Genomic DNA, 23,507 nt, shown 5'->3' on the forward strand with positions numbered 1-23,507 from the left:
CCGCCGCACCCCTTCACTCCGGTGCCGTCGTACCCGCCCTCTCCGATGCCGCCGCGCCGGCGCTTATTCGCTGGCCCGCACCCGACCGTCGCTCCTACAGTGTCCGCCGGATCGACAATCTCCACGGGAGCCCGGACATGCGCGTGCACTACCCCCGGACTCCGCACCTGCCCTGGTCACCGGGGGCAGCGGCGGACGACGTACGGACTGGGGACCTCGGTGCGCTGGCCGGCGCGGAGGTCGTCGTCACCGAGAAGCTCGACGGCGAGAACACCACCCTCTACGCCGACGGTCTGCACGCCCGGTCGCTGGACTCGGCCCACCACCCGTCCCGCGCCTGGGTGAAGGGCCTGCAGGGCCGGGTCGGCGGGCGGATCCCGGACGGCTGGCGGATCTGCGGCGAGAACCTGTTCGCCCGGCACTCGATCCCGTACACCGACCTGGAGAGCTGGTTCTACGGCTTCTCGGTCTGGACGGACCGCGACCACTGCCTCGACTGGGACGACACGGTCCGCTTCCTGCGCCGCCTCGGTGTGCCGTCGCCCCGGGTGCTGTGGCGCGGCCGCTTCGACGAACGGGCCCTGCGCACCCTGAAGTTGGACCTGGACCGGCAGGAGGGCTACGTGGTCCGGACGGTCCGGGGCTTCTCCCGGGCGGAGTTCGGCGCGCGGGTCGCCAAGTGGGTCCGCCCGCACCACGTGCGCACCGACACCCACTGGATGCACGCCGCCGTGGTGGAGAACGGGCTCGGCCCGGCTGCCGCGCTGTGGGCCGTGCGGTCCGGGGCGCTGCCCGAGCCGGCCGCCCTGGCCACCGCCCTGAACCTTCCCGAACTTCCCTGCGAGCCGCAGCAGTTGTCGGATGTGTCGGCCCGGCTGGACGAGCTCGGCCGCGGCGGGGACGCCCGACTGGCCGGGGTGCTCGCCACCGCACTGCGCGCCGGGCACCGGCAGTCCCTGGCGCCGCGGCTGGCCGGGCCGCTCGGCCTGCCGCTGGCCCGGCGGGTCGCCGACCTGGTCGGGCTGCACCCCGGCCTGCACCGGCCGTACCCGGACGAGGACCGCCGCGCCGGGCTGGCCCGGCTCTCCTGCGCCGCCGACCTCGGGGTACTGCACGCCGTCGCCGCGGCCGCCGCTCCCGGGGCGGAGGAACGCGAGCAGGTCGCCTGGTCCGCACTCCACGCCGAGGACGCCGGGCTGCTCGACGGCGCGCCGCTCGCCCGGCTGCGCAGCGGCCTGCGCGAGGCGCTCGCCGGCCTCGACCGGGACGCCGCCGACCGCTGCTGGGCGCAGGCCCGCGAGGCGTTCGCGCTCGGCCGGATCTCCGGCGTCGAGGAGGCGGTCGCCGCGACCTGGCGCCGGCGGGACGGCGGCTTCCCCCGACTGGTGCACCTGTGCGGCCCGTCCGGCAGCGGCAAGAGCAGTTTCGCCGCCGGGCTCACCGGCGTCACCGCCCGGATCAGCCTGGACGACCTGCGCGCCGCCCGGGGCTCGCGCTCCGACCAGCGCGACAACGCCGTGGTGCTGCGCGAGGGCCTGGCCCGGCTGGACGCCGCCCTCGCCGCCCCGGGCACCGACGGCGCGGGCCCCACCGTCGTCTGGGACGCCACCTCCCTCAACCGGCAGCAGCGCTCGCACGTCCACGCCGTCGCACAGCGCCGCGACGCCCTGCTCACCCAGGTGGTGCTGGTCGTCGACGAGGACGAACTGCTGCGCCGCAACGCCGTGCGACCGCACCCGGTGCCGGCCGACGTCCTCACGGCGCAGCTGTACCGCTTCAGCCCGCCCTACCCCGGCCAGGCGCACCGCACCTGGTACGTCGGCGCCGGTGGCACCGTGGAAGACACGGCGGGCACACTCGACGCCGAGGAGGACTGATGCGTCCCATCGAACAGATCTGCCAGCGCATCCGCTGGGACGCCCGCTTCGACCCGGCCCGGTTCACCCTGGGCGTGCGCCAGCGCGACGACCGCACCGAGCGGGTGCCGCTGGAGGCCTTCGCCGCGGCAGGCGACATCCCCTGGCACCGGGTCCACTGGGTCGAGGCCGACGGCGTGGTGGTCTGGGACCGCGCGTCCGGCGTGGACCTGCTCGACCGCACCGAGGCCGGACGCCGCACCGACCCGCGCCGCCTGCGCTCGCCGTTCTTCGTGGCGACGACCCCGTACGCCTGGCGGCCGGACGGTCACTGGCAGGCCGTCGCTGCGGAGAGCGACCGGCCCGGGGCTCCGGCGGTCACGGGCCTGCGCGTGGTCACCTGGAACACCCTGTGGGACCGCTACGACGCCGACCGCATCGCGACCGCCCGCCGGCGCCCGCTGCTGCTCGCCGCACTGGAGGCCGCCGACGCCGACGTCATCGCCCTGCAGGAGGTGGAGCCGGCCCTGGTCACCCTGCTGCTGGCGGCACCCTGGGTGCGCGCCGGGTACACGCTCAACGCCGACCCGCTCGGGCGGGACGTCGACGAGCACGGCCTGCTGCTGCTCAGCCGGCTGCCCGTCCTGGAGGCCGGCCGGCACGCCCTGGGCCCGCACAAGGCCGTCACCGCGATCACCGTGGGGCCCGCGGGCGACCCACTGACCGTCGCCGCCGTCCATCTGAGCAGCGACCACTCACCGGACGGCGCGGCCCGCCGTGCAGCCGAACTCGCCCGGATCGCCGAGGGCTTGGGCGGCGTCGAGGGTGAACTGCTCCTGCTCGGGGACTTCAACGACGCCCGTTCCGGCGCCTCGGGCCCGGCCGCCGCACTCGGCCTCCGGGACGCCTGGACGCAGGTGCACGGACCGTCCGACGACACCCCCACCTTCGACCCGACGGCCAACCCGCTCGCCGCGGTCTCCTCCCTCACCGGCCGGCCGGGCCGCATCGACCGCGTCCTGCACCGCGCCGACAGCACCCGCGCCACCGCCGCCACACTGCTCGGCAACCACCCGACCAGCGACGGACTGCACCCGTCCGACCACTACGGCGTGGCCGTGGACCTCGGCCTCGGCGGAGCCGACGGAGCGGCCGGGGCCGCCGGCGGAGCGCCGGACTTCCTCGACGCCGCGCCCGTCGCGCGCACCGCCGTCGCCTGGCTGCCGCCCGAGGAGCTGTGGCCGCCGATCCAGCGGCTGCGCGCCGCCCACGACCCGCAGCTGCACCGCTGGCCACCGCACGTCAACCTGCTGTTCGGCTTCGTCCCGGAGGCCGAGTTCGACCGCGCCCTGCCGCTCCTGGGCGCCGCAGCCGCCGAAGCGGCCCCGTTCACGGCACGGCTGGACGGGGTGCACACCTTCGGCCACCGCGAGGACGCCACCGTCTGGCTCGACCCGGCCGCCGCCTCCGCCGAGCCCTGGGCGGCGCTGCGGCACGCGCTGGAGCGCCGCTTCCCGCGCTGCCACGGCCGCGCGGAGGGTTACACCCCGCACCTGACCCTCGGGCGCAGCACCGACCCGCAGCGGGTGGCCTCCGACTGCGCGGCCCGGCTCCCCGGGGTCACGGCCCGGGTCGGCGAGCTGGTGGTGCTCTCCCGCCGGGGCTCCGAGCCGATGCGACCGCGCGCCGTGGTCACGCTGGGGACGGGTGAGGTGCGGCCGGTGCCCGCGGAGCAGGCCGTCCGGCTGCAGCCGGAGTCTCCCCAACGGACCTCTGCGGCAAGGATATTGGCCCGGCGCATCACGGAGGCACTACCGGACGGCGCGGTCCGTCTGGTCGGCTCGCGACGGCTGGACTGCCACCTGGACGGCGCCGACCTCGACCTCGTGGCGGCGCTGCCCGGCCCGGCCGACCTGCCCGCCATCCGCACCCGGGTGGCGGCCGCACTGCCGGACGCCCGACGGCTGCGCGAGGTGGTCGGCGCCCGGGTGCCGGGACTGCGGCTGGAGGCGGACGGCCTGTCCGTCGACCTCGTCGTGGTCTTCACCGGCTCCCTCGACCCGGCCCAAGCCGTCGCCCGCCGTGCGGAACTGGGCGAGGCGGAGGCCGTCGCACTGAGCGCGGTCACGGACGCCGAGGCGATCCTCGCGGCGGTCGGCGACCGGCACGACTGCTTCGTCCGGCTGGCCCGTCAGGTCAAGGCCTGGGCCCGGGCCCGCGGACTGGACTCGGCGCCCTTCGGCCAACTTCCCTCGCTCGCCTGGTCGGTGCTCGCCGCACGCACCGTCCTCGACCACGAGGACCCGGACTGCGACCTGTTCCGGCAGTTCACCGAGACCTGGGCGGGCTGGGACTGGCGGCAACCCATTGCGTTGTCAGGCGCCCTGACGGATCGCCAGGTCAGTGCGGTCACCGTCCTCACCCCCTCCTCCCCCGTGCGCAGCTGCACCACCCAGGTCGGCGCGGACACCCGCGACCTGCTCACCGAGGAGCTCTACCGCGCCTGGGAGCTCAGCACGGAGAGCGCCGACCCGTGGCCCGCCCTGCTCACCCCGCCCCCACTCCACCGGCGCCACGCCGCCTGGGCGGTGGTCACCGCCCCGGAGGAGTCCGTCGGGCTGGTCCGCGGCCGCCTCCGCGCACTGCTGACCGCCCTGGAGGAGGCGGGCGGCACCCACCTGCACGCCTGGCCGCACCCCTACCGGACCGCCGACGGCCTCACCCACCACCCCGTCGGCCTCGGCCCCGAGCCGCTCGCCGCCGACCGGCTCACGGCGGTCGCCGACTCCTGGGGCCGCCACCTCCCCGGCGTCCACGTCCGGCATGTCGAGGGCGGCGCGGTCCCCACCCTCACCCGCTGACACCCGCCCAGCCGTGCACCGACCCCCGGCCCGCCCTCGCGGGTCGGCCTCACAGGCCGGCCTAACGCCCCGGCCTCTCGGTCGGCCTCTCCGTCGGCCTCGCGGGTCGGAACCCTTTGCGGCGGGGCCGCGGTCAGCCCGCCTCCAGCACGTCGGCCCGCTCGTCCAGGGCGGCCGCGATGTCGTCCCAGTCCGGCCCGTGCGACCACAGGCTCCGGGCCGCCTCCCGCATCAGCTCCGGCTCGTCCGGCCGCTGCAGGAGCAGCAGCCGGTAGGCCAGGTTCCGGATCCGGACCGGCAGGTACCCGTCGACGACGTGCGGGCAGAGCTCGCGCAGCATCGCGAGGATCGCGTCCGCGTCGGCGAAGGTCAGCTCCTCGACGAAGTCGTGCTCGTCGTGCTCCCGGCCGCATTCCGGCACGGGTCCGTACTCGTCGCCGTACAGGCAGCGGGCGTGCTCCGTCAGGGTGCTGTGCATGGACGGGAGCCTACGGCCTTCGGGCCGGACAGGGCCTGACCGCAACCCGGGAGGCAGGCCGGCCCTCGGATCACCGGCGCCCGGATCCGAAATTTTTATTGCGAAACTTTTCTTTCGGACCTACCGTGGACGCATGCCCCAGAAGCCCGAGCCCGACCGGATCACCGACCTGTCCCGCCTGAAGGCCTTCACCAACCCGCTCCGGATGCAGCTCTACCGCCTGCTCTACGCCGCGGGCAGCGCGACCGCCTCCCAGCTCGCCGCGCAGGTCGACCAGGCCCCGTCGCTGGTCAGCTACCACCTGCGCAAGCTCGCCGAGCACGGCTTCGTGGCCGAGGCCGACGGCCGGAGCAGCGACGGGCGGGAGCGGTGGTGGCAGGTCGCCTCCGAGGAGGGCTGGGGATTCCGGGAGTCCGACCTCGCCGACACGCCCGAGGGGGCCGCCGTCGTCGGCGCGGTGACCCGCGGACTCGTCGACTCCCGCGCCGCCCAGTACCGCGCCTACCTGGACCAGGGAGCGGCCTGGGGCAGGGAGTGGACCGACGCGGCGTTCGGCGCCGAATGGCTGCTCGATCTGAACGCGGCCGAACTCGCCGAGCTGGGCGAGGAGTTGCAGGACCTCTCCCGGCGCTGGCGGGAGCGCGGCAAGGCCGCCAGGGCGGCCGGTGACGTCGAGGGCCGCGAGCACGTCTCCGTCCACCTGTACGGGTTCCCGTTCCGCCCCTGAGGCCGCCTGGCCCCGGCCGACCCGTACCCGACCTGCCCGGTCCGCCCGGTCCGCCCGGCCTGACCTGCCCAAGCCCGACGCGCCGGGCCCGCCCGAACGACCTGCCCGGCCGCACCCGGAACCGGCCCCCGCCGTCGCGGACGCCCACTCCCGGCACCGCGCCGGCCGTCGTCCCCCACGAAACGGAGCCCGCCATGGCCCTCGCGGAGCCGCCCCTCCACCTGCACGCCGCCACGCCGCCCGCCCACCGCGACCCCAACGTGCTGCGCTGGCTCGCCGCCTACACCGCCTCCCTGATCGGCGACGGCGTCTACTTCGTCGCCCTCGCCTGGTCCGCCCAACGGGCCGCCGGCCCCACCGAGGTCGGCTTGGTCATGGCCGCCGGGGCGCTGCCCCGCGCCGTGCTCATGCTCGGCGGCGGCGTGCTGGCCGACCGGCTGGACCCCCGGCGGGTGATCCTCGGCAGCGACGCCCTGCGCTGCCTGCTCATCCTCTCCGTGGCCGCCGCCATCGCCCTGACCACGCCCGCGCTGTGGCTGCTGGTCGCGGTGGCACTGGTCTTCGGCGCCGTGGACGCGCTGTTCGTCCCCGCCGTCGGCGCACTCCCGCCCCGGATCACCGGCCCCGACCAGCTGGCCCGGGTCACCGGCATGCGCTCGCTGTCGATGCGCCTCGGCCAGATCGCGGGCCCGCCGCTCGGCGGCCTGGCCATGGGCCTGGGCGGCCCGGCCGCCGCGTTCGGCGTGGCCGGACTGCTCTTCGCGCTCTCCCTGCCGCTCCTGCTGGGCGTACGCCTCCGGAGCCTCGACGCACCGGCCCGGGAGGGTTCGCCCCGCCCCGGCACCGCGCGAGAGGACCTGCTCGACGGTCTGCGCTACCTCGGGCGCCACCGTCTGATCGGCCCGCTGGTCGCCGTCGGGACCGTCTGCGAACTCGGCCTCGCCGGCACCCTCAACGTCGGCATGGTGCTCCTCAACGCCGAGCGCGGCTGGGGCCCGTCCGGCTACGGCTGGATCGTCGCCTGCTTCGGCGCCGGGGCCACTGCCGGGGCCGCGCTGCTCACCGTCGGCCGGCTGCCCCGGGCAGGTCTGACCACGGTGGGCACGCTGCTCGTGGCCAGTGCGGGCGCTGCGGCCATGGGCCTGGTCCCGAGCCTGTGGACCGCGACCGCGCTGGCCGCGCTCGTCGGCCTGACGGCGGGCGTCTCCGGCAGCCTGACCCACGCCCTCGTCCAGACCGCGACGGATCCCGCCTACCTCGGCCGGGTCACCTCCGTCATGATGCTGGCCCTGATCGGCCTCGCCCCGCTCAGCTACCCGGTGGTCGGCGCGGCCGTCGGCGCCTGGGGAGCGGCCCCGGTCTTCGTCGCCTGCGGAGCCTTCTCCTTCCTGGGCGCGACCCTGGCCCTGCTCTCCGAGCCGGTCCGGCGCGCCGAACTGCCCGTGGTCACCGCCGCAACGCCCCGGCCGGCGGACGCAGCCGACGCCCGTACCCGGTGAGGGCGGGCACGCCGGCGCCGCGCAGCGACGTGCCCGGCCCGAGCGCGCGCTCGGCGTCACCCGGATCGCACCGGTCAGGCGCCGACCACCAGCGGCCGTCGGCCGGCTCGGGGGGTGACGAACACCCGGCGGAAACGCCGTGCGGACGCTCGGCGAAACCCCGGTGGCTGCCGCAGTCGGCCACGTCCACGCCCGTGACACAGGGCACCGGACGCGGCGCGGACACACCGAGCAGGTCCGGCACCCCGGCCTGGCCGGCGGTGGCGACCGCGATCCGGGACAAGAAGCAGCAGGCCGGCCGCACGCGCCGGTCGTCGGGCTCCTTCACCCGCCCGAGGCGCTCCGACGCCGCCATGTTCCGGGCCGGGATCACCGCCTCGCCACCGATCTCCGCCGACCCCGCCGGCGCACCCGCCCGCGCACCCGCCCGCGCGCTCGACCGTCGGGCGGGCCCTGACCGGGCCACCCGCACCGGATTGGCCCGGGACGACGCCCCGCGCCGCTCGTTACGCTCGGGCGCAGTCGATCAACGGAGAACCGCCATGCACCCCGAACTCGCCGCCGACCTGGCCCGGTTGCCCGACCTCCTGGAGGAGACCCGGCGGCGGGCCCTGGCCTTCCTCGACGGTCTCGACGAGCGGCCCGTCGTCCCCCGGGCGGCCCCGCCCGGCGCCGGATCCGGCGCCCCGGTGGAGCTCTCCGAGGCGGGCGGCGGGCTGCCCGCGGCGCTGGCGGAGTTCGCGCAGCGGTGGGAGCCCCGGCTGTCGGCGAGTGCCGGGCCGCGGTACTTCGGCTTCGTGACCGGCGGAGCGACCCCGGCGGCGCTGGCCGGCGACTGGCTGACCTCCACCGTCGACCAGAACTCCAACTCCTCGCTGGACCCGGCCGGTCAGCACCTGGAGCGGGAGACGGTCGGCTGGCTGCGCGCGCTGTTCGGGCTGTCGGAGGCGCACCACGGAACGTTCGTCAGCGGCGCGACCATGTCCAACACGGTCGGGCTGGCGATCGCCCGCGAGTGGCTGGGCGAGCGGCTCGGGGTGGACGTCGCCGAGGACGGGGTCGGTGCGCTCGGCCCGGTCCGGGTGCTGTCGGGCGGCGCGCATTCCTCCGTGTCCAAGGCGCTGTCGGTGCTGGGCCTGGGCCGGTCGGCGCTGCGGCGCGTGCCCCTGCTGCCGGGCCGGGAGGCGGTGGACGTGGCCGCGCTGGAACGGGCGCTGGCCGGGACGGACGGGCCGTGCGTCGTGGTGGCCAACGCGGGCACGGTCAACACCGTCGACTTCGACGACCTGCGGGCGATCGCGGGCCTCCGCGAGCGCCACCGCTTCTGGCTGCACGTGGACGCCGCGTTCGGCGCCTTCGCCGCACTGTCGCCGGAGCACGCGGAGCTGGTGGCCGGCCTGGACCTCGCCGACTCGGTCTGTGTCGACCTGCACAAGTGGCTGAACGTGCCGTACGACAGCGCCGTGCAGTTCACCCGCCGCCCGGACCTGCAGACCCGGGTCTTCCGCAACGCCGCCGCCTACCTCGGCCCCGCCCCGGTCTCCGGCCGGGCGGGCGGCCACGGCGAGCACCCCGATCTGGTCCACCTCACCCCGGAGAACTCGCACCGGCTGCGCGCCCTCGCGGCCTGGTTCACGCTGCGCGCATACGGGCGTTCGGGCCACCGGGAGATCGTGGAGCGCAACATCGCGGGCGCCCGGGTGCTCGGCGAGGCGGTCGAGCGGATCGACGGGCTGGAACTGCTCGCCCCGGTCCGGCTGAACGTCGTCTGCTTCACCCTGACGACGGACCCCACCCCCGAGCGCCTCGCCGCCCTCGCGGCCGCTCTGGCCGGGGAGGCCTTCCTGACCCCCACCCACTACGCCGACCGGCCCGCCCTGCGCGCGGCCTTCAGCAACTGGCGCACCACGGAGGCGGACGTCCGGCGGACGGCGGAGGCGCTGGCACGGGCTGTCCGGACGCAGGCCGCCGACCGGGACGGGGACTGACCGGGGACGAACCCGGGCGGCCCCGGTGACGCCCCTCACGCGCGGGACGGCACCGGGTGCGGCACCGGTGACGAGTTCAGCTCCGGTTGTGGTCCCCGGTCCCGCCGTCGATCAACTCCCGCAGGATGTCGAGGTGTCCGGCGTGCCGCGCGGTCTCCGTCGTCATGTGGATCAGCACCCAGCGCAGCGTGACGCTGTTCCCCGACCAGGACGTCCCGAGCTCTTCCAGGGCGAGTTCCCGGATCACCTCGTCCGCATCGGCCCGGGCCCGTGCGTAGAACTCAAGGATGTCGGCCGTCGACTCGTGCGGCTCCACCCGCATGTCGGAGGTCTCGTCGGCGTCGATGTCGAACGGCAGCGGCCCGGTGTCCCGTCCGAACGTCTCGCGGAACCAGCCGAGTTCGGCACCGCCGAGGTGCTTCACCAGGCCCAGGAGGTTCGTGCCGGACGGCGTCATCGGACGGCGCAGCTGCTCGTCGTCCAGGCCCTCCGTCTTCCACAGCACCGCGTCGCGGTGCCGGTCCAGCGCCGCGTGAAGGCTTTCCTTCTCCCCACCCGTGAAGGGCACTCGTATGCTCATGCCCGGACCGTACCAGCCGCCTCCGACACCCGGCCGCGCACGCCACGGTCCGGGCACGCAGCCCGGACGCGCGACCCCGGCGCACGCCCCGGGCCCGGCCCGCCGACCGCGCAACACGCCTGGCCCGCCTTGACCTTCACACCGGTGTCAGGGTCGATGATGCTCCCATGACCGTCACACCCTTCGACCCGTACGCGCTCCTCGCGCAGAGCCGCCTCGGCGTCCTCGCCACCATCAAGGCGGACGGCCGGCCCCAGCTCTCCCCGGTCCTGCCGTTCTACGACCGGGAGGCGAACAGCATCCTGGTCTCCACCCGGGACGGCCTGGCCAAGACCGCCAACCTGCGCCGGGACCCCCGGGTGAGCCTGGAGGTGACCGGGCCGGACGGGCGCTCCTGGGTCACCGCCGAGGGCGTCGCCGCCCTCACCGGTCCGGGCACCGATCCCGACGGGCCGGAGGTCGAGGCGCTGGTCGACTACTACCGCCGCGCCGCCGGCGAGCACCCCGACTGGGCGGAGTACCGCCGGGTGATGGTGTCCGACCGCCGGGTGCTCCTCACCATTCCCGTCGACCACGTGTACGGCACCCACCTCTGAGCGTGCCCCACGGCACCCACCTCTGAGCGTGCCCGGTACGGCACCTCCGGACGTGCCCGGTACGGCACGTACGGCACCTCCGAGCGCGTCCGGTGCGGCACCTCCGAGCAGTCCCGGCCACCGTCACAGGGGTACGGTGGCCGGGACACCCGGAGGTCAGGCCGACGTGGCGGTGACCACCGTGGCGTCCAGGTCCTCGTGCCGGCTCTCCACCGCCGCCAGTCCGGCCGCCCTGGTCACCGCGAGGGCCGCCGCGACCTGCCGCTCACTGGTCTCGAACAGCAGCGCGCCGCCCGCCGCCAGCCACCGGGGCGCCTCCGCGACCACCCTGCGCAGCACGTCCAGGCCGTCCGCACCGCCGTCGAGCGCCGGCCTGGCCTCGTGCAGCCGCGCCTCGGGCGGCAGCAGCCCGAGGTCACCGGTCGGAACGTAGGGGACGTTGGCGATCAGCACGTCCACCCGGCCGCGCAACTCGTCGGGCAGGGCAGCGAACAGGTCGCCCTCGTGGATCCGCGCTCCCGTCCCGGCCAGGTTGCGGCGGGCGCAACGGACCGCGTCCGGGGCGATGTCGGCGGCGTACAGCTCGACCGGGTGCGCGGCCCCGGCCGCCACGGCGGCGCCGAGCGCACCGCTGCCGCAGCACAGGTCGAGCACCACCGCCCCGGGGCCCCGGGGCGGTCCGGTCAGCGCGGTGGCGGCGGCGGCCAGGAACTCGCTGCGGCGGCGCGGGACGAAGACGCCCGGGTCGACGGCGATCCGCAGACCGGCGAACTCGGCCCAGCCGACGACGTGTTCGAGCGGCCGCCCCTCGGCGCGGGCCCGGACCATCACGGCGAGTTCGGCGGGCGAGGCGGCGGCGGTGAGCAGGATCCGCGCCTCGTCCTCGGCGAACACGCAACCGGCGGCGCGCAGCCGGGAGACCACCGAGGAACGGAGGGAGGCGGAGGAGAAGACCGGCAAGACAACCCCTTGGGGAAGACGGGAGGAAGGCGAACGGAGGGAAAGGACTCCGTCAGGGCTCCCGCAAGGGCCGACACCGCGCCGGTGCGCCACCCGCGCTAGACGCGTGCGGCGCCCGCACGGCCGCGCTCCGGGAGCACCCGCTCGGACGTTCCGGTAATGGGTCTCACCTCCCTGAGTCGCGGTCATACTCGGCGCCGAACACCCTACCGCACCACCCGCCGTGGATGATCAGTCGCCGGCCGGGAGCGGCGCGACCGGGCCGACCGGGCCGCTCGCCCGCAGGTCGTGCCAGAAGGCTGCCGGGGCCTCCTCGCGCAGGGCGCCTAGGTCCTCGGCGATGCGGGAGGGCCGGCCGGCAGGAACGCGTCGGGCGCGGTCCGTCCAGGGCGAGGGGGGCGAGGGTCGGCCCGACCGAGCGGGCCGGGCAGCAGGTCGGTGAGGCTCGTCGGAGTTCCCCTTCGGGTGGCGGTCGGCCGCTCGACGCCTCCCCATCGCCCCCCGCGGCCTTGCTCGCCTACGGTGCGACCTTCGGACGCGCACTCGCACAAGGACCCGATCGGGACGCCCGCCGGTCAGGCGGGCTGCGGCGCCGGCGGCCTGGTGCGGTACTCACCGGCCGCCCCCGGGGGAACCAGACAGGGCAGCAGCCAGTCCCACAGCGCGCCGACCCGCCGCGCACGCTCCTCGGCCGGGAATCCCTCCGCGAACACGACCTCCAGGCCGCAGGCGGCCGTCACCACCAGGGTCTCCGGACCGAGCGCTCCCGAGCGGTCCCGCAGCTCGCCCGCGCGACCGGCCTCGGCCAACAGGCCCCGGACGACCCCGGCCCAGACGCTGTGGAAGCCGCGCAGGCCCGCGAAGGCCGACCGTGGGTCCGCCGCTCCGGAGCCGTCCGACCCGGGCCCGCCCCGGACGAACCCGCCCGACGCGTACCCGCCCGACGCGTACCCGTCCGACGCCGGCCGGCCCGCGGTGGCCCTTGTCGGCCGGAGGTCACCCGGCGCACCCCCTCCCGACCGCGGCTGGACCTGCCAGCCGCCGTCCTCACGGCCGAGCCGGAACGCCGCCCGGACCACCGGGTCCGCCCCCAGGGCGTCGACCAGCCAGTACCCGGCGTCGATCAGCCCCTGGAGCGGTGAGGAGGAGGCGCCCCGGTCGCCGCAGGCCGACCGCAGCGAACACTCGGCCTGCTCGAACACCGCTCTGGCCAGCTCCTCCTTGGAGGCGAAGTGGAAGTAGAGCGCCCCCTTCGTCACCCCCGCGGCCGCGGCGATCTCGCCGAGGGTGGCACCGGCGTAACCACGACGGTCGAACAGCCCCGCCCCCGCCTCCACCAGTCGCCCGCGCGTCCGTTCCGACCTCTCCTGGACCACCCGTCCCACAACCCCTCACGACGACAAGCACGTTCCGACCAGACCCCGGCAGCTCCCGGGCGGGAGCCGGCCCTCCGATCCGACCTCCTCAGCCGACCCGGCTGAGCCGGGCCGCCCCCGCACCCTCCGGCAGCGCGGCAGCGACAGCGGGCTCCCGCTCCGGCCCGGCAAGGCGCTCGGGCCCGGCGAGCAGGATGGAGCGTTGCAGGCGGCGCAGTCCGGCGGACGGCTCCATGCCCAACTCCCGTACCAGGGTGTTCCGCAGGCGCTGGTAGGCCTCCAGGGCCTCGCCGCGCCGTCCGGAGCGGTGCAGGGCGACCATGTACTGGCCGTGCAGGCTCTCGTGGGTGCGGTAGCGGTCGACCAGGACGGTGAGTTCGGCGAGCAGGACGCGGTGCCGGCCCAGGCGCAGGTCGGCGTCGATCCGCTGGTCCAGCGCGCAGAGCCTGGTCTCCTCCAGCCTCCGCGCCTCGACGGCGAGTTGGCCGCCGACCGGCACGTCGGCGAAGGCCGGACCGCGCCACAGCGCGAGCGCCTCGCCGAGCATCCGGGCGGCCAGCGGGTGGTCGTCGGCGTCGATCGCCCGGTAGCCCATGCCGGCCAGCCGCTCGAACTCCCGGACGTCCGCCAGCCCGCCGCCGCTGTTCAGCATGTATCCGCCGGGCGAGGTGACCAGGACGTCCTTGGCGCAGGACACCCCGGCCTCCGCGCCGACCCGGGCGAGCGCCCGGTCTATCAGGTCGCGCAGCTGGAGGACGTACGTCTGCACGGTGGTGCGCGCACTGCGCGGGGGACGGCCGGACCACAGTTCGTCGGCCAGCACCCCCGCCGGTACGACCTGGTCCGCACGGAGCGCCAGCAGTCCCAGCACCTGGCGCGGCTTCGGTGCCGACGGCACCACCGACACCCCGCACACCCGGACGTCCAACGCCCCGAGCACCCGAATTTCCACGATGACCACCCCAATCACACGGAACGCCGCAGGCTCTTGCGCCGCGGCCGGCACCCGGGTCGACACCCCTGGGGGCAACTGTCACCAGTGAAAAACAGGACGAGCGGTTTGTCAATACAAAACCGAACGTGCTGTTTGTTTCTGAGTCGAACGATCCCACCACCGCGCGGAGTCACTCGACTACCCCCGGTGTCGATCGCAGGGCAAACCGAAGGCGGCGCAGGACCTCCGTGGTCCCGTCGCCGCCCGTGCGCGCCCGCCGTCGCCCCACCTCCCGCGGAGGGGAGGCCGGTTGAGTTCCCGTCAGCCCGTGCCGGCGCCCGCCCGCACCTCGACCGGCACGCCGTCGCCCTCGTCCTCTTCCCCGTCGTCCTCCCCCGCACGGGCCGCCGCGATCTCGGCGACCACCTGGGCACCCCGGTCCGGCCCCAGCCGCAGGGAACCGAGGACGCCCGGCACGGCAATGCTCGGCATCAGGTGCTGGAACAGCGCGGACACCCGAAGTTCCAGGTCAGCGCGCCCGGAGAGCTTCTGGGACTGGATCTGCACACCCGTCCACGCCGCGATGATCAGCCACGCGGTGTCCGCCGGGACGACGTGCGGCAGCAGCTCGCCGCGCTCGCCGGCCGCGAGCAGGATCGTCTCCATCCGGCCGATCCACCCGGGGATGGCACCCCCACCGAGGTCGTCGAACACGTCCTGCCCGAGCGACAGCCGAGCACCCGCGCTCAGCAGCGGATCACGCGGCATCAGGTGCGCCACCACCATCCCGGTGTCCACGAACTCCTGCAGCTTGCAGCTCCGTTCGGGAACTCCGTCCTGGGAGAACTGCTCCTCGACCACACCCTGCGCGAGATCCCGCTTCGACGCGAAATGGAAATACACCGCACCACGCGTCACACCGGCCCGGGAGACCACCTCGCCGATGGTCGCGCCCTCGTACCCGAACTCGTCGAAGACCGACGCCGCCGCCTCCAGGATCAGCCGACGCGTCCGGAGCGCCCGCTCCTGCCGTACCACCGCAACCACCCCGCCCTGAGAGCCCGGAAAACAAAACCAAACACCCCGTATCTTAGCTACGCCCCACCCGCAACCGACAAGACGATGTCGGTCAATCCCCCAACCGTTCCCCTTTCTCCACAACCCGACGAGCCCCGTCCGACGGGCCGTCACCACACGCCCCACCCAACCCGGCAGCCCGCGACGGCCTTGAGGGCCTTGCCGACCTTCGTCGGCGAAGCTGTCGGAAACGTCGCGCCGTCCGAAAAACCGAACGATTGGTTTCTTTGAGTGCCCACCGGCCCGGCCGACGCACACGGCGACGGCCGGTGGGTACGCCGCGCGACGGCGCGCCTCCGCGCCACGGATCGGAACAGGGATCGGGACACGGAGCTTCGCCGGCACCGCCCGCGTGATGACGGGGGAAAGCGGCGGCAGCGGCCGTCCGTACTCATCAGACGGACCTTGGTGGTGAAGCCGCCGCGCGGGCCTGGTGCCCTCCCGGCCCGGCCCCCTTCGAATCACGGGCTGGTGGCGGATCGGTACGAGCGCGGGCCGTGCGCTGATGAGCCCGGACGATGGTGGAGTCGACGGGGATGCCCCCGTCGATGTCCCCGGCCGCGCCGCTTCCGCCCGGACCCGCTGGACCAGACGCTCCCGGGTGCCGTCGGCCGACCACGGCCGATGGCGTCCGTAGACCGCCTTCCACGGACCGAACCGCTCGGGCAGGTCACACCGGTGCGCTCCGGCCCGGAGCCGGTACCGAATCCCGTCGATCACCTGCCGGTGGTCCCGCCACCGGGCACAACGCCCGCCGCTGACCGGCAGGAACGGCCGCAGCCGTGCCCCGCTCGGCACCCGTGAGACCTCCCCGCCCAGGTCCGATCCAACGACCAGGCGGGCGACAGTCACATGATCAACCGGACGGGTCCTGGCTGAAGAACGCCCGAGCGGTTGTCACTCTCACAGCCCGAACGGTCGGTGGGCCAGGGCCAGTTCGACCACCTCGACCGCTGTCCGCTCCGGCCCGTCGGGCCAGTAGATCAAGTCGCTGACATGGCCACTCGGACAGCCGAGGCCCCTGTCCAGCGCGTCCAGCGCGCGGTCGACCTCGGCGTCGTCGACGCAGTCCCCGTCCATGATCTTCTGCACCATCGCAACAGCCGACTCACGAGTCATCACTGCTTCGGCCACCGCCTTCCCGGACAAGGTGAGCCTAGTGAGTCACCTGATCGACCGGACAGGCCCCGTCCCGGTTCAGGGCGTCGGGGGACGGATTCGGAACCACCGCCCGGCCCCGGAGCACCCGGGGGCGCACCGTTCCGGGCGGCTTTCGGACCCGATCGGGTTCAGGACCCGAGCGGGTTCAGGAACCGGGCGGGTTCAGGAACCGGGCGGGTTCAGGAACCGGGCGGATTTCGGACCCGCCGGGCGTCAGGCCGCCCAGGGCAGCCGCAGGGCCTCGATCTCCGGGTCGGTCAGCAGGGCCTCGATGAGGGCCGGGGGTCCGGCGACCTTGGTGGCCCAGAGGTCGTAGTCGGTGCAGAGCAGCCAGGAGTGGTCGGCGGCCCAGAAGTTGGACGGGCTGAAGTCGGCGTCGTCGGTGTCGTAGAGGAGTTCGGCGTCCCCGAGGCGGCCCGCGCGCACGTGGAGGTTGTCGAAGTCGTAGTCCCCGGTCATCAGCGGGTTGTAGTAGGCGAGGCAGGGGGTGTCCGGGCCGGCCGGGCTGTGCTCGGTGAGGACGGCGACCAGGCGGTTCCAGGTCTCCCGGTCCAGGCTCCCTTCGGTGGGCGGGACGATGCCGACCGGCCAGCTGCCGTCCTTCTTCACCGACGGGAAGCAGCGGTAGCAGGGGAGCATTCCCTCGGGCACCACCGCGTCGCCGATCCGCACGGCCAGTTCCACCCAGCGCAGTCGGCGCCAGCCCGGGCCCGGGTGCTCGGCCCGGCCCAGGTCGCCGCCCGTGACGACGCCGACGGCGTCGAGGTCCACGCCCGCGATCACGCGGCGCTGCGCGGTGCCGTCCGCCAGCCTGGCGTGGTGCCGGTCGTCGTACGAGAGTTCGCTCGGCCCGTGCTCGTGCTCGTACATGGCGTTGAGCACCCAGGCGGCGTCGGGCATCAGGGGCGGCATGAAGCCGGTCGTGCCGTCGCCGCACAGCTCCGCCAGCCAGTCGGTCGTGCCGGACGGCGCGAGCGGCCACAGGCCCGACAGCGGATCAGCCGACGACGCGGGCGGCGACGCGGACGACGACGTGGGTGACGGCGCGGTCGGCGGGGCGGGTTCCTCGGGCATTCGATCATGCTCCCACACCGGCTGACCAGCGCCTCCGGGCGGGCGGCGCCGTCATCGCCGCCCCGCTCCGCCGGTCCACACCGCCCCGGCGCCGGCTCCCACCACGATGAGGATCGCCAGGCACTGCGGCGCCGACAGTGCCTGCCCCAGGACCAGGAATCCGGCCAGTGCCCCGACCGCCGGGGCCAGGCTCGTCAGGACGGCGAAGGTCGGGGCGGGCAGACGGCGCAGCGCCAGCAGTTCCAGCGTGTAGGGCAGCCCCGAGGACAGCAGCGCCACGGCGAGGCCGAGCCCCAGCACCCCCGGATCCAGCAGCGCGCCGCCCGCCGAGCCGATGCCGAGGGGCAGGCTCACCAGTGCGGCCACGGCCATCGCGACCGCGAGTCCGTCCAGCCGCGGAAAGCGCGCCCCGGCCCGGGAGTTGAGCAGGATGTACGCGGCGAGCATGGCACCCGCACCGAGCGCGAAGGCCGCGCCCGCCGGGTCGAGCCGGCCGAAACCGTCGCGGCCGAGCAGGAAGACCCCCGTGAACGCCAGGCCGGCCCACACCAGGCTCATCGCGCGCCGTGCGGTGACGACCGACAGCAGCAGCGGGCCGAGCACCTCCAGCGTCACCGCCGGGCCGAGCGGGATCCGGTCGATCGCCTGGTAGAAGAGGATGTTCATGCCGCCGAGGGCGAGTCCGAAGCCGCCGGCGACGGCCCAGTCCGTACGGCTGTGCCCGCGCAGCCGGGGGCGGCAGACGTCGAGCAGCAGGACGGCCGTGATCGTCACCCGCAGCATCACCGTCCCCAGCGCCCCGACCCGCGGGAACAGCAGGGCGGCGACGGCGGAGCCGAACTGCACCGAGAGGGTGCCGGCCAGCACCATCCCGACGCCGCCCAGGCTGCCGACGCCGCCGGGCGCGATTGCCGTGCGGACGCGGCCGAGGGCCGATGTACCGCCCGGCATGCCCGCTGCACCCGCTGCCGTGTTGGTGGCCGTGCCCGTGGCGGTCGCCCTGCCCGTCGAGGTGGGCACGGCCGTGGCGGTCGGCGCGGCCGTGGCGGTCGCCGACGGTGAACCCGTGTTCGTCATGTCCCCACGCTAGGGAGCCGCCCGGTTCGCGTGAAATGCCGATCGTGCAGCAATTATGCTTCCCAGGCATGACCATCGAGCTGCGCCACCTGCGGGCCTTCCTCGCCATCGCCGAGGAGGGAACCATCACCCGCGCCGCCGCCTGGCTGCACATCGGCCAGCCCGCGCTGTCCCGGACGCTGCGCCAGCTCGAAAGCCACCTCGGCGTCCGCCTGGTCGACCGCTCCACGCACCACCTGGAGCTCACCGCAGCGGGCCGGACCTTCCGCGACCGGGCCGCCGCCGCGCTGGCCGCCGTGGACACGGCGCTCGACCCGCGCGCCCTGCCCGCCCTGCCACTGCGCCTCGGTCACCCCTGGGCCGCGCTCGGGGAGCACACCGTCCCCCTGCTGCGGCGCTGGGACCACGAGCACCCGGACGTGCCGCTGGAGCTGCGCCGGATCGACGACCGAACGGCGGGGCTCACCCGGGGCAAGGTCGACGTCGCGCTGCTGCGCGGCGACGTGACGGACTCCGACCTGGTCACGCGGCTGCTGCTGGAGGAGGAGCGGGTCGCGGTCGTGCCCGCGGACAGCGACCTGGCCGACCGGTCGAGCCTCACGCTGGCGGACCTCGCGGCCTGGCCGATCGCCCTGAACACGGTGGCCGGCACCACCACCCTGGACCTCTGGCCCGCCTGCGCCCGTCCCGGGACGACGATCGAGGTCACCAACACGGACGAATGGCTGACCGCCATCGCGGTGGGCCGGGCGGTGGGCATCTCGACCTCGGCGACGCCGCGCCTGCACCGGCACCCCATGATCGCCTACCTCCCGCTGACCGACGCCCCACCGGTGCCCCTGCTCCTGGCCTGGCGCCGCGGCACCCCGACCCACCCGGCAATCCCGGCCCTGGTCCGGCTGACCCGGGAACTGGTGGCGGGGCACTGACCCCGACCGGCCGGCACCTCCCCCGCCGACCGCTCCGGGGATCCACAACCAAACGGTTGAATACGAAGGCCAGGCGGCGTAGCGTTGTCCTCAACCAATCGGTTGAGAATGAACAGGGGTACGTGGTGGCTGTCGACCAGCTCTCCCGGGCGTTCGTCGCCCTGGCGGATCCGACCCGGCGGGACATCGTGGCCCGACTGTCCACCCGGGACGCAACCGTCGGCGAGTTGGCCGAGTCCTACGCGATGTCCATGCAGGCCGTCTCCAAACACCTGAAGGTGCTGGAGGAGGCCGGGCTGGTGAGCCGCAGCCGGGACGGGCAGCGCCGACCGTGCCACCTGGAGCCGCAGGTGTTCGACTTGATGACGAGCTGGATCGAGCAGTACCGGCGCCAGGCCGAGGAGCGGTTCAGCCGCCTGGACGCCCTCCTCGCGGGCATGTCCGACGACACCACCGCCCACGCCGCCTCGCACACCCCGACCCGCGGCGCCACCCACGGCGCCCGGAACGATCACCACACCGATCACACCGGCAACACCGATCACACCGACGACACCGACCCACCCCAGCAGAGCGAAGGAGTCCCGTCATGACCTCCACCACCGGCCCCGAAACCCGTATCGAGGCGGACCCGAAGCTGCCCACCATCCGGATCGTCCGCGAGTTCGACGCCCCGCAGGAGCGGGTGTTCCGGGCCTGGATCGAGCCCGAGCTGGTCGCCCAGTGGCTCGGCCCGAAGGACCTCGACATGAAGATCGACACCTGGGAGGGGCGCACGGGCGGGCGGTACCGCTACTCGATGCATCGCGAGGGCCAGGAGATCGCGGCCTTCTACGGCTCCTTCCACGAGGTCCGGCCGGCCACCCGGCTCGTCCAGACCTTCACGTTCGAGGGCGTGCCCGACGGCGTCTCGCTGGACACCGCGACCTTCGAGCCCGCCGGAGAGGGCCGCACCCGCGTCACCGTGCTGTCGGTGGTCGACAGCCTGGAGGCCCGGGACGCCATCCTGGCCAGCGGCATGGAGCACGGCGTGGTCGAGGGCTACCAGCAGCTGGACGCCCTGCTCGCCGCGGGCTGATCCGGGAACCCGGACGGTCAGGGCAGCACGGCCACCGCCTCCACCTCGACCAGCTGGTCGTCGTAGCCCAGCACCGAGACACCGAGCAGGGTGCTGGGCGCGTCGTGCTCCCCCATGTACGCGCGGTACACGTTCCACACCTTCACCAGGTCCGCCTGGTCGGCGGAGGCCACGTACACGGTGGTCCGGGCGACGTCGGTGAGACCGGCACCCGCGTCCTCCAGCGCCGTCACCAGATTGCGCATCACCTGGTGGGCCTGCCCCTCGTAGTCGCCGACGGCGACCGTCCGACCCTCCTCGTCGAGCGGGCAGGCCCCGGCCAGCCACAGCGAGCGCGCCGGGGCGTCGACCACCGCGCCGTAGGCATAGTCGACGGCGGGCGTCAGCCGCGTGCTACGGATCAACTTGACGGCGCTGCTCACGAGTTCCTCCGACCGGCCGACCGAACGTTCGAGCCCATCGTTGGCTCCGCCCGAACGACCGTCAAACCATTTACCGGCGAACTCCCCACCGCCACCGGGCCGCTCGCCCACGATTCACCGTTGCGGGTGATGGCGCACCGCCCCACCGGCGCGAAATGCTGGTGACCGTACCCACACCCCCACCGCAACCGCCGCCCGGGAGCCGCCCCATGGAAGCCCAGCCGTCCGACCGCGACCAGGACCCCGGCGTCGGGCGGCGCCGCATGCTCGGCCTCGCGCTCGGGGCGGGCCTGGCCCCCGCGCTCGGCCCGGCGGCGCAGGCCGCGCACGCGGCGACCGCGGCACCGCACGGCTCGGCCGGCGGGCCGGGCGTGGCGGCGGTGGCCGCCGACGCGCTGGGCCTGCGGGTCGCCGCCGTGGCCGAGGCCCAGATCGGCGTGCCGTACGCCTGGGGCGGCGGCGACCGCCTCGGCGCCGGTCTCGGCTTCTGCGACGACGAGAACGGCTACCTCGACGGCGTGTGCATGGGCGAGAAGACGGTCGGCTTCGACTGCAGCGGCCTGTCGCTGTACTGCTGGTACCGGGCCAGCCAGGGCACGGTCGAGCTGGGCCACTACACCGTCGCCCAGTTCCACCGCGGCGCCCCGGTGGAGCGGGACGCGATCGCCCCGGGCGACCTGCTGTTCTTCTCCCGCCCCGACGCACCCCTGCACCACGTCGGGATCCACGTCGGCGACGGCGCGATGATCCACGCCGAGCGCACCGGGACGCTGGTCGCGCGCGTCGAGAACGTGCTCGACGTCCCGCGCTGGGCGGGCGAGTTCGCCGGTGCCCGCCGCCCCGGGCAGCCCGTCGGCTGACCGTCCGCGCCGGTCACGGACCGCTGCGCCGCTCCCCCAGCCCCCGGTGGACCCGCAGCAGCAGCGACTGCAGCACCTCCCGTTCACCCACGTCCAGCGGCGCGAGCACCTCGTCCTGCACCACCCGCGCCTGGGCGTCGAGTTCGGCGAGCAGCGCCCGCCCCGCCCCGGTGACCGAGACCGAGACCCGCCGCCGGTCGGCCGGGTCCCTGGCGCGCTCGACGTACCCGGCGACCGCGAGCTGCTCGACGACCTTGGCGAGGTCGCTCGGGTCGAGACCCAGCCGCCGGACCAGGTCCCGCTGGGCCTGCGGTCCGAAGTCGGCGAGCGAGGCCAGCACCGCCATGTCCCAGAGCCGCAGGCCGCGTTCGGCCAGCCGGTCGGCGAGCCGGCCGCGCGCCGCCTTGCCGATCCGGGAGAGCAGGTAGCTGCTCAGGTCCAGCAGGGTCGGGGGGAGTTCGGGCGGCGGGTCGATCGGGGTCTCGGAGGCCATGGCGGAAGTCTAGGGTGTCTTCCTATAGTGGGTCCCGACCCACTAATTCTCGACCCACCGGTTCCGCCCACCCCTTCCCGACCCGCCATTCCCGACCCGCCATTCCCGGGCCGCCGATGCCGCGCCGCCATACCCGGGCCGCCGGTTCCGTGCCGACCCGGGACCGGATCCCAGGAGTTCGACCGTGGATGCCCTGTACCCCCGACTGCTCGTCACCCGCTTCGCCGACTGCTTCGCCTTCTACCGCGCGACACTCCCGCCGCTCACTGGCGCCACCCTGGTCAAGGGCACGCCCGAGGGCCCGTACGCCAACTGGGACGTCGCCGACCAGGCCGTCCTCGTCCTCTTCGACCGCGCCGCGATGGCCGCCACCCTCGGCACCGTCGACCTGCCCGCCCGGCACGCCGCGCCCGCCCAGGACGCCGCGATGCTGGTGTTCCGGGTGGACGACGTGGACGCCGCCCTCGACCTCTGCCTGCGCCACGGCGGCACCCCGGTCGCCGCAGCGACCGACCGCCCGGAGTGGGGCCCGAACCTCCGCAGCGCGCATCTGCGCGACCCGGACGGCCACCTGATCGAGCTGCAGTCCTACTGACACGGTTGCCGCCGACGACGGCCCGGCAGGCCCCCGCCAATCTGCCGGTGAAGCTGCCGCAGGCTCCCGCCCGGCCGCCATAACCTTCACTCGGCGCCCACCGGAACACCACACTGACGGACCGTCAGAAAACGGGCGCCGCAGGCCCATCACCTTCGAGAGGACCCGAAGACCGCCCATGACCAGTCTCCGTCTACGAGCCGCAGCCCTGACGGCCGTCGCCGCGATCGGGTTCGCCACCCTGAGCGCCGGCGCCGCCCAGGCCGCCCCCGCCCGGACCTCGGCCCCGGCGGCCGCCCAGGCGGCCCCGGCCGCCACGGCAGCCGCGCTGTCCGCCCCCACGCACATCCCGATGAACAGCGTCATCTCCAGGAACCAGGCCTGGTACTCGCCCGACCACCACATCATGCTGGCCATGCAGGGCGACGGCAACGTGGTCCTCTACCGCGACACCACCCCGATCTGGGTGGCCAAGGGCGCCATACCCAACGGCAACATCCTGGCCATGCAGGGCGACGGCAACCTCGTCGTCTACGCCGCCGACAACACCCCGCTCTGGTGGAGCGGGACGGCCGGTCACCCCGGCGCCGAGCTGACCGTCTACAACGAGGGCGTCATCGCGGTCGAGCTGAACGGCACCGTCCTCTGGACCTCGGCCCCGCCCGCTCCCCACCTCCCGCCCTGCCCGGTGTGGGGCCCGCCCTACCCCGGCCAGTGGATCCCGCCGTGGTGCCCGACCTGGCCGTTCCCCAGCTAGGTCTGTCCGCCCCCGGGCGCTCGGACCCCGGGCGCTCGGACCCCGGGCGCTCGGACCCCGGGCGCGCAAGGCTCGCCCGCACGCCCGGGGTGAGGCGGTCCGGGTCGGTCGTCACGCCCGACCCGGACC

Annotated in this window: 23 protein-coding genes and 1 pseudogene; 12 read left to right on the forward strand and 12 right to left on the reverse strand. The window is 74.8% G+C overall.

Features of this window, described 5'->3' with window-relative positions:
- Positions 1-137 precede the first annotated feature (137 nt).
- A complete protein-coding gene (locus tag ACFV0O_RS03430; RefSeq protein ID WP_380335723.1) occupies positions 138-1,877 on the forward strand; it encodes an RNA ligase family protein in 1,740 nt (579 codons plus the stop codon).
- The gene (locus ACFV0O_RS03435) at positions 1,877-4,717 is read left to right on the forward strand and encodes an RNA repair domain-containing protein (RefSeq protein WP_380335725.1); all 2,841 of its coding nucleotides are present in this window, start codon (positions 1,877-1,879) and stop codon (positions 4,715-4,717) included. The genes ACFV0O_RS03430 and ACFV0O_RS03435 overlap by 1 nt, the downstream gene beginning before the upstream one ends.
- A gap of 133 nt (positions 4,718-4,850) precedes the next feature.
- On the opposite strand, the gene ACFV0O_RS03440 is transcribed toward ACFV0O_RS03435, so the two are convergent.
- Positions 4,851-5,195 (reverse strand): hypothetical protein, encoded by a 345-nt coding sequence (locus ACFV0O_RS03440; protein WP_380335728.1) that lies wholly within the window; start codon positions 5,193-5,195, stop codon positions 4,851-4,853.
- A gap of 133 nt (positions 5,196-5,328) precedes the next feature.
- Here ACFV0O_RS03440 and ACFV0O_RS03445 point away from each other — a divergent pair, with 133 nt between their 5' ends.
- From ACFV0O_RS03445 to ACFV0O_RS03455, 3 genes are all read left to right on the forward strand, one after another.
- Positions 5,329-5,922 carry an ArsR/SmtB family transcription factor gene (locus ACFV0O_RS03445; protein ID WP_380335731.1) on the forward strand — a complete coding sequence of 198 codons (594 nt, stop codon included), beginning with the start codon at positions 5,329-5,331 and terminating at the stop codon, positions 5,920-5,922.
- A gap of 194 nt (positions 5,923-6,116) precedes the next feature.
- Positions 6,117-7,421 (forward strand): MFS transporter, encoded by a 1,305-nt coding sequence (locus tag ACFV0O_RS03450; RefSeq protein ID WP_380335733.1) that lies wholly within the window; start codon positions 6,117-6,119, stop codon positions 7,419-7,421.
- Positions 7,422-7,963: 542 nt separating this feature from the next.
- Positions 7,964-9,409, forward strand: coding sequence for a pyridoxal phosphate-dependent decarboxylase family protein (locus tag ACFV0O_RS03455; RefSeq protein ID WP_380335736.1), 1,446 nt, complete (start codon positions 7,964-7,966; stop codon positions 9,407-9,409).
- 76 nt (positions 9,410-9,485) lie between these two features.
- Here ACFV0O_RS03455 and ACFV0O_RS03460 read toward each other — a convergent pair whose 3' ends face one another.
- Entirely contained in the window at positions 9,486-9,989 is a 504-nt protein-coding gene (locus tag ACFV0O_RS03460) for a DinB family protein (protein ID WP_380335739.1), read from the reverse strand.
- A 167-nt stretch (positions 9,990-10,156) separates the two neighbouring features.
- Here ACFV0O_RS03460 and ACFV0O_RS03465 point away from each other — a divergent pair, with 167 nt between their 5' ends.
- On the forward strand, positions 10,157-10,585 hold the full coding sequence (locus ACFV0O_RS03465; protein WP_380335741.1) for a PPOX class F420-dependent oxidoreductase: 429 nt from the start codon (positions 10,157-10,159) through the stop codon (positions 10,583-10,585).
- 156 nt (positions 10,586-10,741) lie between these two features.
- On the opposite strand, the gene ACFV0O_RS03470 is transcribed toward ACFV0O_RS03465, so the two are convergent.
- From ACFV0O_RS03470 to ACFV0O_RS03505, 8 genes and pseudogenes are all read right to left on the reverse strand, one after another.
- Complete coding sequence (locus ACFV0O_RS03470; protein WP_380335743.1) at positions 10,742-11,545, reverse strand: putative protein N(5)-glutamine methyltransferase; 804 nt, start codon at positions 11,543-11,545, stop codon at positions 10,742-10,744.
- A gap of 575 nt (positions 11,546-12,120) precedes the next feature.
- A complete protein-coding gene (locus tag ACFV0O_RS03475; RefSeq protein ID WP_380335746.1) occupies positions 12,121-12,921 on the reverse strand; it encodes a TetR family transcriptional regulator in 801 nt (266 codons plus the stop codon).
- An 88-nt stretch (positions 12,922-13,009) separates the two neighbouring features.
- Entirely contained in the window at positions 13,010-13,873 is an 864-nt protein-coding gene (locus tag ACFV0O_RS03480) for a BTAD domain-containing putative transcriptional regulator (RefSeq protein ID WP_380335748.1), read from the reverse strand.
- 303 nt (positions 13,874-14,176) lie between these two features.
- Complete coding sequence (locus ACFV0O_RS03485; RefSeq protein ID WP_380336025.1) at positions 14,177-14,893, reverse strand: ScbR family autoregulator-binding transcription factor; 717 nt, start codon at positions 14,891-14,893, stop codon at positions 14,177-14,179.
- A 639-nt stretch (positions 14,894-15,532) separates the two neighbouring features.
- A pseudogene (locus ACFV0O_RS03490) lies at positions 15,533-15,784 on the reverse strand (transposase); the annotation flags it as partial.
- A gap of 51 nt (positions 15,785-15,835) precedes the next feature.
- Positions 15,836-16,027, reverse strand: coding sequence for an e9imm peptide (locus ACFV0O_RS03495; RefSeq protein WP_380335750.1), 192 nt, complete (start codon positions 16,025-16,027; stop codon positions 15,836-15,838).
- A 279-nt stretch (positions 16,028-16,306) separates the two neighbouring features.
- Complete coding sequence (locus tag ACFV0O_RS03500) at positions 16,307-17,167, reverse strand: hypothetical protein (protein WP_380335753.1); 861 nt, start codon at positions 17,165-17,167, stop codon at positions 16,307-16,309.
- A 51-nt stretch (positions 17,168-17,218) separates the two neighbouring features.
- Positions 17,219-18,244 carry a DMT family transporter gene (locus ACFV0O_RS03505; protein WP_380335755.1) on the reverse strand — a complete coding sequence of 342 codons (1,026 nt, stop codon included), beginning with the start codon at positions 18,242-18,244 and terminating at the stop codon, positions 17,219-17,221.
- Between the two features lie 68 nt (positions 18,245-18,312).
- Here ACFV0O_RS03505 and ACFV0O_RS03510 point away from each other — a divergent pair, with 68 nt between their 5' ends.
- The 3 genes from ACFV0O_RS03510 (at position 18,313) to ACFV0O_RS03520 (ending at position 20,251) form a co-directional block, all read left to right on the forward strand.
- Positions 18,313-19,173, forward strand: coding sequence for a LysR family transcriptional regulator (locus ACFV0O_RS03510; protein WP_380335758.1), 861 nt, complete (start codon positions 18,313-18,315; stop codon positions 19,171-19,173).
- 125 nt (positions 19,174-19,298) lie between these two features.
- On the forward strand, positions 19,299-19,766 hold the full coding sequence (locus tag ACFV0O_RS03515) for an ArsR/SmtB family transcription factor (protein WP_380335761.1): 468 nt from the start codon (positions 19,299-19,301) through the stop codon (positions 19,764-19,766).
- Complete coding sequence (locus tag ACFV0O_RS03520) at positions 19,763-20,251, forward strand: SRPBCC family protein (RefSeq protein WP_380335763.1); 489 nt, start codon at positions 19,763-19,765, stop codon at positions 20,249-20,251. The genes ACFV0O_RS03515 and ACFV0O_RS03520 overlap by 4 nt, the downstream gene beginning before the upstream one ends.
- Positions 20,252-20,268: 17 nt before the next feature.
- Here ACFV0O_RS03520 and ACFV0O_RS03525 read toward each other — a convergent pair whose 3' ends face one another.
- Positions 20,269-20,673 carry a RidA family protein gene (locus tag ACFV0O_RS03525; protein ID WP_360263481.1) on the reverse strand — a complete coding sequence of 135 codons (405 nt, stop codon included), beginning with the start codon at positions 20,671-20,673 and terminating at the stop codon, positions 20,269-20,271.
- Between the two features lie 209 nt (positions 20,674-20,882).
- Between ACFV0O_RS03525 and ACFV0O_RS03530 the strand changes: the two genes are divergently transcribed.
- A complete protein-coding gene (locus ACFV0O_RS03530; protein WP_360263483.1) occupies positions 20,883-21,533 on the forward strand; it encodes an NlpC/P60 family protein in 651 nt (216 codons plus the stop codon).
- Between the two features lie 13 nt (positions 21,534-21,546).
- Here the strand turns inward: ACFV0O_RS03530 and ACFV0O_RS03535 are convergent, their stop codons facing one another.
- Positions 21,547-22,026 carry a MarR family winged helix-turn-helix transcriptional regulator gene (locus ACFV0O_RS03535; RefSeq protein ID WP_360263486.1) on the reverse strand — a complete coding sequence of 160 codons (480 nt, stop codon included), beginning with the start codon at positions 22,024-22,026 and terminating at the stop codon, positions 21,547-21,549.
- Positions 22,027-22,210: 184 nt separating this feature from the next.
- Between ACFV0O_RS03535 and ACFV0O_RS03540 the strand changes: the two genes are divergently transcribed.
- Positions 22,211-22,621 carry a VOC family protein gene (locus tag ACFV0O_RS03540; RefSeq protein WP_380335769.1) on the forward strand — a complete coding sequence of 137 codons (411 nt, stop codon included), beginning with the start codon at positions 22,211-22,213 and terminating at the stop codon, positions 22,619-22,621.
- A 178-nt stretch (positions 22,622-22,799) separates the two neighbouring features.
- Complete coding sequence (locus tag ACFV0O_RS03545) at positions 22,800-23,378, forward strand: hypothetical protein (RefSeq protein ID WP_380335772.1); 579 nt, start codon at positions 22,800-22,802, stop codon at positions 23,376-23,378.
- Positions 23,379-23,507: the final 129 nt, after the last annotated feature.

The organism is Kitasatospora sp. NPDC059577 (assembly GCF_042735475.1).
Classification (GTDB): Bacteria; Actinomycetota; Actinomycetes; order Streptomycetales; family Streptomycetaceae; genus Kitasatospora.